Source organism: Methanocaldococcus jannaschii DSM 2661, assembly GCF_000091665.1.
Lineage (GTDB): Archaea > AGJL01 > Methanococci > Methanococcales > Methanocaldococcaceae > Methanocaldococcus > Methanocaldococcus jannaschii.
In genome coordinates this window covers 108328-122955 of sequence record NC_000909.1, presented here as the reverse complement: position 1 = coordinate 122955, position 14628 = coordinate 108328, and the positions used below count along the sequence as shown (strand labels likewise).

The window sequence follows — 14628 nt, the reverse complement described above, 5'->3', positions numbered from 1 at the left end:
TAAAAGAAAAACTTCAAGAAATTGGATGGGAGGATGGAAAGAAATACATTAACTTTAAAGAATATCAATAATCCCTGACTACTATNTACCAAACTTTTTTGAAGAAAAATTTAAGGAGATAAATAAAACTCTACTAAGTTATTTAACTCCAAAAGAGGTTAAAGAAGTTATTGATTTTATAAAAAATGAACTTAAAAATGCAGATGAAATAAAAATATTGGACTACCTAAAATACGGTATTGAAGTTGTAGTTAAAAAAAGTGAAAAAAGAAAATTTAAACTCATTGATTATAAAAATATAGATAAAAATACATTTTTTTATTTATGCGAAGCAGAATTTAAAGGAAATCCAAAAAATTCAAGACCTGATATAACTTTGTTCATTAACGGAATCCCTGTTGTAATAATAGAGGCAAAGGCAACATTAAAAATTGACTCTCATTTAGAAGGAATAAGCCAAATAAGAAGATATGAAAAATTTAGCCCTGATTTATTTAGGTTCGTTCAGTTTGCAATATCTTATGGAGAAGAGCAGTTATATACTCCAACAATGCCAAACTGGTATAAAGAAAATATACACTTACCAGCATACTATTGGAGAATTAGACAAAAAATTAATGGAAAAAAGGTTGTTAAAGATGACATCTTCTATATCTTAAATCCAAGCATATTGCTTGAAATAATAAGATACTTCATATTTTACAGAAAAGACGAATACAGCAAAACAAAAACTTTAAGCAAAATCATCGCAAGATACAACCAATACTTTGCCACAAAGAAGGCAATGAAAAGAATAGATGAATATTTAAGTGGAGACAGTAAAAATAAGGGTTTAATTTGGCACTGGCAGGGTAGTGGAAAAACTTACACTATGTTTTTTATAGCAAATTATTTTTTAGACAAATACTTCTCAGAAAATCCTGTTATTTTCTTTGTAGTTGATAGGGTTGATTTAGAAAGGCAGAGTAAAGAGTTTTATGAAGCAATCCAAGAGAAAAAATTTAAAACCATTTTAAAAAGAATTGACAGCATAAATAAGCTTTATGAAGTCATAAAATCAATAAAAATGAGTGAATTAAGTAATAAAGTTATTGTTAGGGGTATTTACACAACAACAATACAAAAATTTCAATATGAAAGAAGTAAAAAAGAAAAGGATAATAATAAGGAAAAGGATAAAGATGACGAAGATTTGGATTTATCAAAACCCATTGAAGAGATTATCAAAAAAATTGAAGATAAATTAAAAAAAGAAGAAAAAGAAGGAAAAATAAAAGGATTAAAAGACCTTTTAATAATATTGGCATTCATATATCTAAAACATCTAAAAGAAAAAAACCCTGAAGAATATAAAAAACATATAGAAAACCTAAAAAAACTAAAAGATAAAGATAAAAAAGAAGAATACCTAATAAACTTAGGAAATATCAAAAGAAAACATATTCTAATACTGATAGATGAAGCTCACAGAACACAATACGGAATTTTGGGAGGTATGAGAAAAATAACATTTCCAAATGCCATTACATTTGGATTTACAGGAACACCAGTATTTAAAAATGAAAAAAACACATTTACAGAATTTTCGTATCCAGAAAAGGGAGAGTTTTATTTAGATGTGTATTTCATAGGAGATTCCATAAAAGACAAATTTACCCTCCCATTAACTTATCAAATTGTAAAAGAAGGAGATATCAAATCAGAAGGAATTCAAATTACATTGGATGAAGAAGATATAAAAGAATTTATTGATGAGTGGATTAAAAGGGGGGAAGATATTAACCTATTTGATAGAAAAAAACTTCCAAAATATATAAATAAATCAAAAACAATTTTATTAAACCCCAAAAGAATTGATAAAGTTGCAAAATATATAGTTGATAGGATAGAAGAAGATACTGAAAACTTCAAATTTAAGGCAATGGTTGTTGCAGTCAATAGATTGGGGTGTGTTAGATTTAAAAAAGCACTTGATAAGTATTTAAAAGAAAAGTTTGGAGATGAGGCAGAGAAATGGGCTGAAGTTGTGATGACATATCACCACAACGAAGAAGAGAAAGAAATTATTGAATACATGAAAAAACTTAAAAAAGAAAGAAATTCTAACGATTTTAATGAGATTAACCAAATTATTAGAGAAGAATTCTTAAATTCAGAAAATCCAAAAATTTTGATAGTTACAGATATGCTTTTAACAGGCTTTGACGCTCCAAGATTAAAGGTTATGTATTTGGATAAACCACTGTATGGGCATAGATTACTACAAGCAATAGCAAGAACTAACAGACCATATCCAGACAAAGAATTTGGTTTAATAGTTGATTCTGTTGGATTATTTAAAGTTTTAACCGAAACTATGGCATTATACAACATGTTGGCGGAGGAAGAGATTAGGGAAGATTTCAAAAACAATTTAATTAGTTCAATTGATGAGATTTTCCAAGAATTTAAATTAAAGTTAGAAATGGTTAAAGAATCATTAAAAAATTTAAAAATTAACGATGAGGATTTAAGCATAGATGTAAATACTCTTAAAACTTTAACAAAAAACAAAGATTTCAATAACAATGAGTTAAAAGAAAAATTGGATTTAATTGCATTTTATGCAGAAGACGGAAAAAATGCGAGAATTTTAAAGCTTATAGATGATTTAAAAGCAGTAATCAAACTTTATAAAGCATTAGGTTCTTATCCACAAAAGATTTTTTATATTGAGGATATTGAACTTCTATCCTTCATATATGCTTACTTAATAAAAAAACTAAAGCCAAAAAAGAAATCAAATAGAAAATTCTGGGAGGAATTAATATCATTTATACACAATAAAATGCTTGTTGATGATTTAACTGTAATTGAAGAGATAAATCTCAACCCTGATGATTTAGATAAGATTTTAAAAGAAAATATTGGAAAGAGAGAGATAAAAAGAGCAGTAGCAAATTACTATTTTATTTTAAAAAATAGCATCTTAGATAAACAGCACGACCCAATATATAAGGAAATATTAGAAAGATTGGAAAGATTAAGAAGAGACTGGATTATGAAGAGGATAGATGACAAAATTTATTTGAACGCCATAAAAAACCTTATGGAATTAAAAAACAACTACGATAAAAAAATAAAAGGAAAATCATCAATTGAAAGAATAAAAGAATCAATAAGCACCTATATAGGCGAAAATATATTAAAAGACCAAGATATTAAATTGAACTTAGAAAATACTGAAAAACTAATTACTAAAATGCAAAATTTAAATAAATTATCAAAATTACAAAGAAAAAAATTCAAAAAAGAATTGTCATGTGCATTACTTGAAGATTTATTAAAAGAGCTAAAAGGAAAAATTAAAGATGAAGACGCTAAAAAAGTGGCTGAATTATCAGATAATTTAGTTTCTGAATTCATCTTAAAAGAAATATGGGGAGAGAATTATGAAAATCAATGAAAATAAAAAAGATATTAAAGACATTGTTAATGAAATTTTAATTTCATTAAATATCAATGAAAGCATAAATATAGAAATAAAACCAATGAAACAAAAAATTGCTTCATTTTCCTTTAAAACAAAGACTTTAAGATTAAACAAATATGTTGTTGAAAATTTTGATGAGGAACTTCTCCACTATATAATATTACACGAACTTATACACTTTAAAATAAAATCAATAAACCATGGCATAAAGTTTGAGAACGAATTAAGAAACTATTTTTCTAAGAATGAATGTGATGAGATTGAATTAAAAATCATACAAAAACTTATATGATAAAAGAGATAAAAAATTAATTTAAAATAAATTTTTGGTGTTTAAAATGAGTGAAATGGATATTATAAAAGAAACCTATGAAAAAATCAAAAATATGGAGATTAGGGGGGCGGGGAGAATAGGAAGAGCAGCAGCTAAGGCATTAAAAGAATATGCTCTAAAAATTAGCCATTTAAATGAAGAAGAATTCAAAAATAAAATGAGAGAGGCAGGAAATATATTAATATCAGCAAGACCTACAGCTGTTTCTCTACCAAATGTTGTAAAGTATGTATTAAAGGGCTTAAATGAAGAAAATCCAAAAGAAAGAGTTATAGAGAGAGCTGATGAATTCATCAACTCATCATTAAAGGCAATTGAAAATATAGGAAAGTTTGGAGCAAATAGAATAAAAGATGGAGACACTATCTTAACTCACTGCAACTCTGAAGCTGCAATAAGCGTTATAAAAACTGCTTACGATGAAGGAAAAGATATCAAAGTTTTCTGCACAGAGACAAGACCAAGAAATCAGGGATATTTAACAGCTAAAACCCTCTATGATTATGGTATTGATGTAACCCTAATAGTAGATTCTGCAGTGAGGTACTTTATAAAAGAGATAGATATTGTCGTCGTTGGAGCTGATGCCATAACAGCAAATGGTTGCCTTGTAAATAAAATAGGAACTTCACAAATTGCTTTAATAGCAAATGAAAGTAGAGTACCTTTTTTAACAGCCGCTGAAACATACAAATTCCATCCAAAGACTATAGTTGGAGAGCTAATTGAGATAGAAGAAAGAAGCCCAGAGGAAGTTGCAGTTTTTGAAGATAAATACAAAGGAATAAAAATTAGGAATCCCGCATTTGATGTAACACCAGCTAAGTATATAGATGCTATAATAACAGAGGTGGGGTTAATTCCTCCACAGGGAGCTTGGTATATAATAGAAAAATACTTTGGCTGGCTTGAGAAATAAATAATTGTTGGAATAAAATATATATACCACAATTTGCATAAATTAATATATGTCCCGGGTGGCGACCTTCCGCAGGGGATGAAACCACCTCGGCATTCTACCCACAAGGCGGCCGTGCCGAGTAGCCGTTATGGCTTCAATGAAGGCCACGGTTTTCCAAGGGTAGATACATCTTTTTTTAGAAATAAATTTCATCTAAGAGGTGTTTTCTTTTTTTATCTTTTATATTTATTAATTTAAATTAATAGATTAAATTATTCTGCAAAAAATCAAAAATTATATAAAACTGTTTATCCAATAGTAATTGTAAATAACCTTATAATGTAAATATATATATCAATTTTTCTTATAAGAAAAAATAATTTTTAGGATGGGAATATGGAAATTAAGGAGATAACAATTATCGGTGGTTATGACAAGAACGGCAATCCAGAACCTGTAAGGGAGGTTACAATAAAAAGAGGAGAGATTGTCGGTGTTGTTGGGCCAACAGGAAGTGGGAAATCAAATTTAATCAGCGATATAGAGCAGTTAGCTCAAGGAGATACCATCTCCAAGAGAAGAATTTTAGTTAATGGAGAAGTTCCTCCAATAGAGATGAGAAGAGACCCAAAAAAGAGAAGAATTGCCCAACTATCTCAAAACATGAATTTTTTAGCAGACATGACTGTAGAGGAGTTTATTTTAATGCATGCGAAGAGTAGGGGAGTTTATAGAGAAAATATTGTTGATGAAGTCATAGAATTAGCAAATAGATTAACAGGAGAGCCAATAAAGAAAGACTACAACTTAACAATCCTAAGTGGAGGGCAGTCAAGAAGTTTAATGGTTGCTGATGTAGCTGTAATAAGCGATTCTCCCATAGTTTTAATAGATGAGATTGAAAACGCTGGAATAAAGAAGCATGAGGCTTTAGAGTTATTGGCAGGATATGGAAAGATTGTTTTAGTTATAACTCACGACCCTGTCTTGGCTTTAATGACTGATAGAAGGATAGTGATGAGAAACGGAGGAATGCAGAAGATTATAGAAACTACTGAAGAAGAGAAGGAAATTTCAAGAAAAATAAATGAGGTTGATAACTGGCTACTCTCTTTAAGAGAAAAGATTAGGTTTGGAGAGAGATTGACTCATGAAGATATAAGCCTAATGGTGAAAGGATGAAAGTGGCAATAGTTGCAGGAACCCCTGGAGCTGGAAAGACTTCAGTATTAATTCACACAATAAGAACCTTAATTAATGAAGGATATAAGCCAGTAGTTGTAAAAATTGACTGTTTATATACTGACGATGATGTCAGGTATAAAAAATTGGGCATCCCTGTTTTAGTTGGTTTAAGTAAGGATATGTGCCCAGACCACTTTGCAATATACAACTTTGAAGAAATGGTTGATTGGGCTAAGGATAAGGGAGATATCTTACTAATAGAAACTGCTGGTCTCTGCCATAGATGTGCCCCTTACACAAAAAACAGTTTGGGAATTTGTGTCATTGATGCCACTTCAGGGCCGAACACGCCAAGAAAAGTAGGGCCGTTCTTAACAAGTGCAGATATTGTAGTTATAACCAAAGGAGATATCATCTCTCAAGCTGAAAGAGAAGTTTTTAGAGAAAGAGTTTTAGAGATGAACCCAAATTGTAGAATTTATGAAGTTAATGGACTTACAGGGCAGGGATGTGTTGAAATAGCCAAGGAGATTATTGAAAGCAAAGATATTAAAGATTTAGAAAATGAAGAGCTAAGACACAACGCTCCATTGTGTATTTGCACCTTATGTGTTGGAGAGACAAGAGTTAGTAAAAAGTATCACAGAGGAATTTTAAGAAGAATAGATGGATTCATGGAATATGAAGGGGAGTAAAATGGTCGATGTAAATGAAATTACCAAATATCTTCCAGGATTCAATTGTGGAGCTTGTGGTTATAAGAGATGTGATTTATTTGCTGAGGCATTATTAAATAAAGATGTAAAATTAGAGGACTGCCCATTTTTGCTTAGGGAGAGATTTAAAGAAAACTATGAAAAATTAAAAGAGATTTTAAAGATTAAAGGAAAAATTAAAAAAGAGGAAAAATACATTGGAGTTATTGATGGATATGAGGCAGATTTTCTATTAAAACCTCTACCAAATGAATGTTCTTGTAGAGAGACACTATTAATTATGGATAAAAAAGAGCTTAAAGTTGGAGATTATATAAGATATAGACCTTTAGGTTGTCCAATTCCACACTTTGCTAAAATAATCGATGAGTATCATGGCTTTTATATAATCCATGTAGTGGGACCGAGCCATAGGATAACTGGGGAAAAAATAGAGTATAAAGATGTTGGTATAGCGATAGTTGTTGCATTTGAGGGAATTGTAGAAGGTAAAGTTCCAGAGGTTGGAAAAACTGTTAAATTTATCCCAAAACACTGTATGATGCAGAAGGTTCATTCTGGAGTAGTAGTGCAAGTTGAGGGAAAAAGAGTTTATATAGAAGGTATTGATTTGAAAGTATTTTAAAAATAAAAAATATTTTTTTAATTATTTATTTTATCATCTTTACAGAATCTTTTAATCTTGCTGATGCATCTACCATGCCAATCAATCTTGGGTCTATACTGCTAATATCTCCATACTTCATATAATCAGTTACAGTTGGCTTTATTTTAGTAAATGCACCTACATAGATATCATATCCAAATGGGAAGTTTCTTTTACATATCTCTTCTATTCCATCCATTATCTTTTCAAGTTTTTCTCCTTCAACTGTTATAATTATCTCTCCAACTTTAACTCTCAATTCCATTTCTTCGCCTTTAACCTTAATAACTTTTCTATCTTGGTGATTTACAGGCAATCCTCTTGCAGGACCAAATGGAACAGTTTTTGGCAAGGGTTGTCCATGAACTATAACCCTAACAATTCCATCCAAATCATAAATCTCATTTAATACCTTCTCTGTAGTTTCTGCCTTCAAATATCTGTGTGGAAATATTTTTACATCAACAACCTTTATCACTTCACTCATAAATTTCACCTCATTTTTCATAACTCTACTATTTCTTTCAACCTTTATAATACTTTCGATAAATTTAATATTACTTTAAGAAAATTAAAAATTTAAATTTTATTATCTAAATTCATAAATAAAGTTTGCGGATAAACCTAAGTAATATATATCTCTTAAACTCAAATAATGAAAAAGCAAATTCACCAATTCAATCTTTTTATATTACTACATTATAATTAATTTTAAAGGAACAGAATCTAATTTTATGAGGTGTTTATTATGAGAAGAGAATTTCCAGAAGAAGGAGATATAGTTATAGGAACTGTAAAGGATGTTAAGCCGTATGGAGCATTCGTAGAGCTTTTAGAATACCCAGGAAAGGAAGGAATGATTCACATCTCTGAGGTTACATCAGGATGGGTTAAAAACATTAGAGACCACGTTAAAGTTGGGCAGAGAGTTGTTGCAAAGGTTTTGAGAGTTGATGAGAGGAAGGGACATATTGATTTATCCTTAAAGAGAGTTACTGAGCAGCAAAAAAGGGCAAAAGTTCAAGAATGGAAGAGATTCCAAAGAGCTTCAAAGATGCTTGAAAGAGCTGCTGAAAAATTGGGTAAAAGCTTAGAGGAAGCTTGGGAAGAGGTTGGCTATTTGTTGGAGGATGAGTTTGGGGAGCTATACAATGCCTTTGAAACAATGGTTATTGAAGGGAAAGAAGTTTTAGATGATTTAGAGATTAGTGAAGAATGGAAAAATGTTTTATATGAAGTAGCTAAGGAGAGTATTGAGCTAACAAACGTTGAAGTTGAAGGAGTTATTGAGATGAAATCTTACGCCCCAGATGGAATTAAACAAATAAAGAAAGCATTAACAACAGCCTTAAAAGCTAACCCTTATGAGGATGTTGAGGTTAAGATAACCTATATAGGAGCTCCAAAGTATAGGGTTGTTGTTATAGCTCCAGATTACAAGAGTGGAGAGGAGGTTTTTAAAAAAGTTTGTGAAAAGGCAGTAGCAACAATTAAAAAACTTGGTGGAGAAGGAACTTACTATAGGGAGAGTAAGAAATAAAGATAAGTGGTAGAGATGAGAATGAAAAAATGTCCAAAATGCGGGCTATATACTTTAAAAGAAATCTGTCCAAAATGTGGAGAGAAAACGGTAATTCCAAAACCACCAAAATTTTCTTTAGAGGATAGATGGGGAAAATATAGGAGAATGTTAAAAAGAGCTTTAAAAAATAAAAATAAGGCAGAGTAATTTTCTTTTTTTATATCAAAATTTTACATTTCTGGGATATTATGCAACTTAGATTATCATCAGGAAATGTATTAAATGAAAAAGTCCATAAAGTGGGGATTATTGCCCTTGGGTCATTCTTAGAAAATCATGGAGCTGTTTTGCCAATAGACACTGATATAAAGATAGCATCTTATATAGCTTTAAAGGCATCTATTTTAACTGGGGCTAAGTTTTTAGGAGTTGTTATTCCATCAACTGAATATGAGTATGTTAAGCATGGCATTCACAACAAACCAGAGGAAGTTTATAGCTATATGAGATTTTTGATAAATGAAGGTAAAAAAATTGGTGTAGAGAAGTTTTTGATAGTTAATTGCCATGGGGGAAACATCTTAGTTGAAAGTTTTTTAAAAGATTTAGAGTATGAGTTTGATATAAAGGTTGAGATGATAAATATAACCTTTACACATGCATCAACTGAGGAGGTTTCTGTTGGTTACATTATTGGAATAGCTAAAGCTGATGAAGAAACTTTGAAAGAGCACAACAACTTTGAAAAATATCCTGAAGTAGGAATGGTTGGGCTAAAAGAGGCAAGAGAAAACAACAAAGCAATAGATAAAGAGGCAAAAGTTGTTAAAAGATTTGGAGTTAAGTTGGATAAAAAACTTGGAGAGAAAATTTTGAATAACGCAATAGAAAAAGTTGTTGAAAAAATAAAAGAAATGATAAGGTGAAATTATGGGCTGGGAGAATGCTCCATCTCATATATGTAGGGGAGGAGATTTGAGAGGTTTAGCTTTTTGCTGTCCTCCAATAAAATACTGTCCTATTCATAAAGCGTTAGCTGTATTGAAAATGTCACCAGAGGAGTTTATAAGAATAAAGGAAGAATTTGGAAAGAGGACAAAACTTGGTTTAGGAGAAAATACATGCTTTGGTAGTTTAGTTTGGTGTTGTAAAATAACAAAACCCTGCCCTTACAGGGATTATGAGCTTGCTAAAAACAACATAAGTCCAGATGAATACATGGAGCTAAAAAAACAGCTTGCTGAGGAAATTATAAGAAATAGCCAGTTTTTTAAAGAGGCAGTGGAAGTTTTTGTTAAAAAAGGCATTCCAAAAGATATTGCTGAAAAATGTATCTTAGAGACAGGAGATTTAAAGAAAGCCTATGAAATGGCTATAAAAATGATTGATAAGGATTAAGATAATGGGATTTTGTTTTCCTGAAATGTTTTAAACATGTCATACTCTTCTTTTGATAGCTTATAGATGGAGTATTTAACATCTTCAACAATACACATGCTCTTTAACAATCTGTAACTTTTTTCTCCATCATAATCATTTAAAAATGCATATACTGGTTTTCCATCTTTAGCTACAATATATCCAATTTCACTACCCTCAATCTTAATTAAACATGTTCCGTAAGATAGAGCATCAATCAATGAAACATTTTCTAAGATTATAGGTTTTTTTGAAGATATTATTTTCTTAACAACATCGTTAATTGAATCTCCAAACAATAAAACGCCTTCAGGATATTGATTTTTTAAAGAATTTAATTCTTCATTGGATATTTTCTCAATTTTTGCAATTATTTCACTAACGGCAAATGTTGTTTTTAGTTTGCTAATTGCTTTCTTCCCAAATAAAGTTTTTCTACCAAAATATACTGCAAAAACCTCTCTCTTGTTTTTATAAACAACAATCCCTTTTTCATTTTTAAATCTTTTTGGCATAAAAATAACTTTATTTATGTAAGTTAAATATTTATATACATCGTTGTAAGAATTCAAAATAACCTCATTCTCAAAAACCAGGCTTAGCTTAGAAATTTCAACAATAGATTCCTCTGGTTTAAAATTTATAAGAGCAGATTTTACTTCCTTTTCATTTCCTTGATAAATCTCTATTAAAAACTCGTCTGGAATTTGTGAAAATATCTCTTCTAAACTTTTTTCTCTACCATTAAACTTTGATGAGATAAGTTTTGAGTCAATGTAAAAGAGAAGGGCATTGTCTATTCTAATAATTCCTGTAAAATTAACCAATCCAGAAATAATTTCTTTTAAATCTTCAATTCTTCCAAATTTTGAATACACTTTCTCCATAATCTCACAAAAATAATGACGGCGCAGGGGGGGAATCGAACCCCGAGGGCTCTCGCCCTCGACGGATCTGAAGTCCGCCCCGGGCTACCAAGCCCGGTACCCCGCGCCACATTAATGGGTAGTAGGCAGTAATATTGATAGACATCCAAAATATATAAAAGTTTTTCATACAAAATGTAATATAGCTATTAAAATATCTAATAACGAATACTGTTTGTCAATTTAAGATAAAATAAAATATTTTTTATTTTTTAGAAATTTTCCTTTAAAAAATTGAAATAATAACGTTTATATATGAAGTTTGGTAATAACTTAATCTTAATCTATAATGATTTATAATGACAGATTGGGTGAGGTTATGGATTTAAATACTTTGATAAAAATCATTGAAAAAGTTGGTAGAATTGAGATTGAGGATATAAAAATCACCGCAGATGAATTAATTATAAATATCCCATCAGCCCCTCCAATAGTTATTCCTCAAACACCATCAATAAAAGAAAAATTGGCTGAAGAAGGAATTATAGAAATTAAAGATGTCCCAGAGTTAGATTGGGAACCACCAGTTGAAAAATATCCTGGATATATAAGAGAAGTCCAATTTGGAAAACCAAAATCAGAAGGAGGAAGAGGAAAAGTTGTGAAAATTGGGGGACAGAGAGCTTTATATAGATTTGAAGAACCACAGCCAAATCCACCAGTTGTTACTTTCGATATATTCGATATACCAATGCCAGGATTACCAAAACCAATTAGGCAGTTTTTCCAGGATGTTATGGAAGACCCTTGCGAATGGGCAAAGAAGTGTGTTAAAGAATTTGGGGCAGATATGATAACAATTCACCACATCTCCACAGACCCAAAAATTAAAGATAAAAGTCCAAAAGAAGCTGCAAAATTAATGGAAGATTTATTACAGGCAGTTGATGTTCCATTTGTTATTGGAGGTAGTGGAAATCCTCAAAAAGACCCTTTAGTTTTGGAAGCATGTGCTGAAGTAGCAGAAGGAGATAGATGCTTATTAGCTTCAGCAAACTTGGAGTTGGATTATAAAAAGATAGTTGATGCAGCTATGAAATATGACCACAACGTATTAGCATGGAGTATTATGGACCCAAATATGGCGAGAGATTTAAATAGAAAACTTGTTGAAGCTGGTTTGGACCCAAATAGAATAGTTATGGATCCAACAACATGTGCTTTAGGTTATGGGATTGAGTTCTCAATCAACGCAATGGTTAGATTAAGATTAAATGGATTGAAGGGAGATGAGTTGGTTAATATGCCAATGTCATCTGGAACAACAAACGCTATTGGAGCAAGAGAGGCATGGATGAACAATCCTGAATGGGGGCCAAGAGAGTATAGATTACCATTATGGGAAATAACTACTGGAATTACGATGATGATGTGTGGAGTAGATTTATTCATGATGCTCAATCCAATATCAGTTAAAACACTGAAAGAGATTGGAAAAACTCTAACAACCAAGCCAGGAGAGGTTAAACTAAACACAAACAACTATGAGTGGATTGTCAGCCCATAGGAGGAGACCTCCTATTGGGATACCTCCCGTCCATTAAGTTGGGGCTATCAGCCCCAATTAATGTCCAAGCTTAGTTAAATACGTAAGATAAACACCAACAACTACGATTAGATTGTGGCAAAGGCATAAAATTGTAATATAATTGTAATTATTAATCTAAAGGTGATAGAATGCCAAAAAAGATTAGTGCAATGGATATTTACAAATTACTGCCAAAAACAAACTGTAAAAAATGCGGTTATCCGTCATGCATGGCATTTGCTACAAAACTGTTAGAGAAAGAGGCAACAATTGACCAATGTCCTATATTAAACACCCCAAAATTTGAGAAAAATAAAAAGAAGATTATAGAGCTTATCTCTCCACCAGTAAAAGAAGTTTGGTTTGGGAACGAAGAAAAAAAGGCGGTTATGGGTGGAGACGAGGTAATGTATAGATATCAGTTATCATTCTTTAACCCTACACCAATTGGTGTTGATATTAGCGACGAGTTAAGTGAAGAAGAAATTAAAAATAGAGCTAAGGAAATAGAGAACTTTGTATTTGAAAGAACTGGAGAAAAGTTAAAATTAGACTTTATTGTTATAAGAAATGCATCTGGAGATGTTGAGAAGTTTAAAAAAGCTATAGAAATTGTTGAAAAAGAAACAAAGATGCCTATTTGCATTGCCTCATTAAATCCGGAGGTTATAAAGGAAGCTTTAAAAGTTGTTAAATCAAAGCCAATGGTCTATGCCGCAACAAAAGAAACGTTAAATGATTTCATAAAGGTTATTAAAGAAGTTAAAAAGGACGTTGTTTTGGTTTTATCATCAAATAATGTTAAAGATTTAAAAAACATGGCTGCAAAGTGCTTAGCTAATGGTATTGAAGATTTAGTTTTAGAACCTCACACATACCCAGAAAATATCGCTGAAACATTAGATTTGAATGTAATGATTAGGAGGAGTGCTATTGAGAAGGAAGATAAATACTTAGGATTTCCAATATTAAATTTACCAATTAACGCTTATTATTATGCTTTAAAAAATGAATGCCCAATCTCTGGATTTTTTGAGGATAAAGAGGTTGTTGCTAAGATGTTTGAGGCTACAATAGCCAATACATTGATGAACAGATATGCAGATGCTTTAATTATGCATGGAATGGATATATGGGAATTAATGCCAGTCCTAACATTGAGACAGTGTATCTATACAGACCCAAGAAAGCCACAGGCAGTTGAGCCAGGCTTATACCCAATTGGCAATCCAGACGAAAACAGCCCAGTTATATTAACAACAAACTTCTCATTAACATTCTACACAGTTACAGGAGACTTTGAGAAAGATAACGTTACCTGCTGGCTATTGGTTATGGACACTGGAGGAAAGGCTGTTGATGTTTCAGTTGCAGGAGGGCAGTATAATGGAGAAAATGCTAAAAAATTAATTGAAGAGACAGGAATCGCTGATAAAGTTAGCCACAGGATAATAATATTGCCAGCTTTAGCTGCTTCTACAAGAGGAGATATTGAAGACAAAACCGGCTGGACATGTGTTGTTGGAACAAGAGATTCATCTCAAGTTGGTGACTTCTTAAGAAATAACTGGGATAAGATATTAAAAGAATGGAAGGAGAAGAATCAAACAGCTTAAATACATTATTTAAATATTTTTATAAAAAAGAAAAATTGTAGGTTTGGAATTTCTGATTTTGTTGTTTGGTTTATTGATTGTCTTGTTGAATATGTTTGGATTTTGAAAATAAGAGTATTTAGGAATTATTTATTTAGAGGTTTTAAATTTAATTTCTAAGGGTTTGCTGGTTTGATTATTTAGAATATTTGAGTTTATTGAATTATTCAGATTTTTAAAAATAAAAATTAAATAATTATCTAAATAAGATTTCTCTAACTAATAAGTTAAATTTTTGAATTTAAGGAGATAAGAATGCTCTGTTTTATTAAAGGGAGAAAATTTTAAATATTAAAAGAATTAAAATCAGACCGATTCGGAATG

Annotated in this window: 14 protein-coding genes and 1 tRNA gene; 12 read left to right on the top strand and 3 right to left on the bottom strand. The window is 31.0% G+C overall.

Annotated features, from left to right (window positions below):
• Positions 1-61: 61 nt before the first annotated feature.
• The 6 genes from MJ_RS00640 (at position 62) to MJ_RS00615 (ending at position 7233) form a co-directional block, all read left to right on the top strand.
• Entirely contained in the window at positions 62-3445 is a 3384-nt protein-coding gene (locus tag MJ_RS00640) for a type I restriction endonuclease subunit R (protein ID WP_341871963.1), read from the top strand.
• Complete coding sequence (locus MJ_RS00635) at positions 3432-3764, top strand: SprT-like domain-containing protein (RefSeq protein ID WP_010869616.1); 333 nt, start codon at positions 3432-3434, stop codon at positions 3762-3764. The genes MJ_RS00640 and MJ_RS00635 overlap by 14 nt, the downstream gene beginning before the upstream one ends.
• A 55-nt stretch (positions 3765-3819) precedes the next feature.
• Positions 3820-4725 carry a ribose 1,5-bisphosphate isomerase gene (locus tag MJ_RS00630; RefSeq protein ID WP_064496898.1) on the top strand — a complete coding sequence of 302 codons (906 nt, stop codon included), beginning with the start codon at positions 3820-3822 and terminating at the stop codon, positions 4723-4725.
• Between the two features lie 378 nt (positions 4726-5103).
• The gene (locus MJ_RS00625; RefSeq protein ID WP_010869614.1) at positions 5104-5889 is read left to right on the top strand and encodes an ATP-binding cassette domain-containing protein; all 786 of its coding nucleotides are present in this window, start codon (positions 5104-5106) and stop codon (positions 5887-5889) included.
• A complete protein-coding gene (locus tag MJ_RS00620) occupies positions 5886-6587 on the top strand; it encodes a GTP-binding protein (RefSeq protein WP_010869613.1) in 702 nt (233 codons plus the stop codon). The genes MJ_RS00625 and MJ_RS00620 overlap by 4 nt, the downstream gene beginning before the upstream one ends.
• A gap of 1 nt (position 6588) precedes the next feature.
• Positions 6589-7233: a (Fe-S)-binding protein gene (locus tag MJ_RS00615; RefSeq protein ID WP_064496401.1), complete on the top strand. Its 645-nt coding sequence runs from the start codon at positions 6589-6591 to the stop codon at positions 7231-7233.
• A 25-nt stretch (positions 7234-7258) separates the two neighbouring features.
• Here the strand turns inward: MJ_RS00615 and mcrD are convergent, their stop codons facing one another.
• The gene (mcrD, locus tag MJ_RS00610) at positions 7259-7741 is read right to left on the bottom strand and encodes a methyl-coenzyme M reductase operon protein D (RefSeq protein WP_064496400.1); all 483 of its coding nucleotides are present in this window, start codon (positions 7739-7741) and stop codon (positions 7259-7261) included.
• A 261-nt stretch (positions 7742-8002) separates the two neighbouring features.
• Between mcrD and MJ_RS00605 the strand changes: the two genes are divergently transcribed.
• The 4 genes from MJ_RS00605 to MJ_RS00590 are packed head-to-tail and all read left to right on the top strand — an operon-like array spanning position 8003 to position 10174.
• Positions 8003-8794 carry a translation initiation factor IF-2 subunit alpha gene (locus MJ_RS00605; protein WP_064496399.1) on the top strand — a complete coding sequence of 264 codons (792 nt, stop codon included), beginning with the start codon at positions 8003-8005 and terminating at the stop codon, positions 8792-8794.
• A gap of 15 nt (positions 8795-8809) precedes the next feature.
• On the top strand, positions 8810-8983 hold the full coding sequence (locus tag MJ_RS00600) for an RNA-protein complex protein Nop10 (protein ID WP_064496398.1): 174 nt from the start codon (positions 8810-8812) through the stop codon (positions 8981-8983).
• A 41-nt stretch (positions 8984-9024) separates the two neighbouring features.
• Positions 9025-9702 (top strand): 2-amino-5-formylamino-6-ribosylaminopyrimidin-4(3H)-one 5'-monophosphate deformylase, encoded by a 678-nt coding sequence (gene arfB, locus MJ_RS00595; protein WP_010869608.1) that lies wholly within the window; start codon positions 9025-9027, stop codon positions 9700-9702.
• A gap of 4 nt (positions 9703-9706) precedes the next feature.
• On the top strand, positions 9707-10174 hold the full coding sequence (locus MJ_RS00590) for a methanogenesis marker 9 domain-containing protein (RefSeq protein WP_010869607.1): 468 nt from the start codon (positions 9707-9709) through the stop codon (positions 10172-10174).
• On the opposite strand, the gene MJ_RS00585 is transcribed toward MJ_RS00590, so the two are convergent.
• Positions 10171-11082, bottom strand: a complete 912-nt coding sequence (locus MJ_RS00585; protein WP_010869606.1) for a hypothetical protein — start codon at positions 11080-11082, stop codon at positions 10171-10173. The two genes, MJ_RS00590 and MJ_RS00585, sit on opposite strands and share 4 nt — an antisense overlap.
• Positions 11083-11101: 19 nt before the next feature.
• Positions 11102-11190, bottom strand: a tRNA-Sec gene (locus tag MJ_RS00580).
• Positions 11191-11410: 220 nt separating this feature from the next.
• Between MJ_RS00580 and cdhD the strand changes: the two genes are divergently transcribed.
• Complete coding sequence (gene cdhD / locus MJ_RS00575) at positions 11411-12628, top strand: CO dehydrogenase/acetyl-CoA synthase subunit delta (protein ID WP_010869605.1); 1218 nt, start codon at positions 11411-11413, stop codon at positions 12626-12628.
• Positions 12629-12798: 170 nt separating this feature from the next.
• Entirely contained in the window at positions 12799-14265 is a 1467-nt protein-coding gene (acsC, locus tag MJ_RS00570; RefSeq protein ID WP_010869604.1) for an acetyl-CoA decarbonylase/synthase complex subunit gamma, read from the top strand.
• The last annotated feature ends 363 nt before the right edge of the window (positions 14266-14628 follow it).

What these genes read in the sequence shown, in the direction of transcription:
- MJ_RS00635 (WP_010869616.1), top strand. Translation starts at nt 3,432, where the DNA reads ATGAAAATCAATGAAAATAAAAAAGATATTAAAGACATTGTTAATGAA.
- MJ_RS00630 (WP_064496898.1), top strand. Translation starts at nt 3,820, where the DNA reads ATGGATATTATAAAAGAAACCTATGAAAAAATCAAAAATATGGAGATT.
- MJ_RS00625 (WP_010869614.1), top strand. Translation starts at nt 5,104, where the DNA reads ATGGAAATTAAGGAGATAACAATTATCGGTGGTTATGACAAGAACGGC.
- MJ_RS00620 (WP_010869613.1), top strand. Translation starts at nt 5,886, where the DNA reads ATGAAAGTGGCAATAGTTGCAGGAACCCCTGGAGCTGGAAAGACTTCA.
- MJ_RS00615 (WP_064496401.1), top strand. Translation starts at nt 6,589, where the DNA reads ATGGTCGATGTAAATGAAATTACCAAATATCTTCCAGGATTCAATTGT.
- mcrD (WP_064496400.1), bottom strand. Translation starts at nt 7,741, where the DNA reads ATGAGTGAAGTGATAAAGGTTGTTGATGTAAAAATATTTCCACACAGA.
- MJ_RS00605 (WP_064496399.1), top strand. Translation starts at nt 8,003, where the DNA reads ATGAGAAGAGAATTTCCAGAAGAAGGAGATATAGTTATAGGAACTGTA.
- MJ_RS00600 (WP_064496398.1), top strand. Translation starts at nt 8,810, where the DNA reads ATGAGAATGAAAAAATGTCCAAAATGCGGGCTATATACTTTAAAAGAA.
- arfB (WP_010869608.1), top strand. Translation starts at nt 9,025, where the DNA reads ATGCAACTTAGATTATCATCAGGAAATGTATTAAATGAAAAAGTCCAT.
- MJ_RS00590 (WP_010869607.1), top strand. Translation starts at nt 9,707, where the DNA reads ATGGGCTGGGAGAATGCTCCATCTCATATATGTAGGGGAGGAGATTTG.
- MJ_RS00585 (WP_010869606.1), bottom strand. Translation starts at nt 11,082, where the DNA reads ATGGAGAAAGTGTATTCAAAATTTGGAAGAATTGAAGATTTAAAAGAA.
- cdhD (WP_010869605.1), top strand. Translation starts at nt 11,411, where the DNA reads ATGATTTATAATGACAGATTGGGTGAGGTTATGGATTTAAATACTTTG.
- acsC (WP_010869604.1), top strand. Translation starts at nt 12,799, where the DNA reads ATGCCAAAAAAGATTAGTGCAATGGATATTTACAAATTACTGCCAAAA.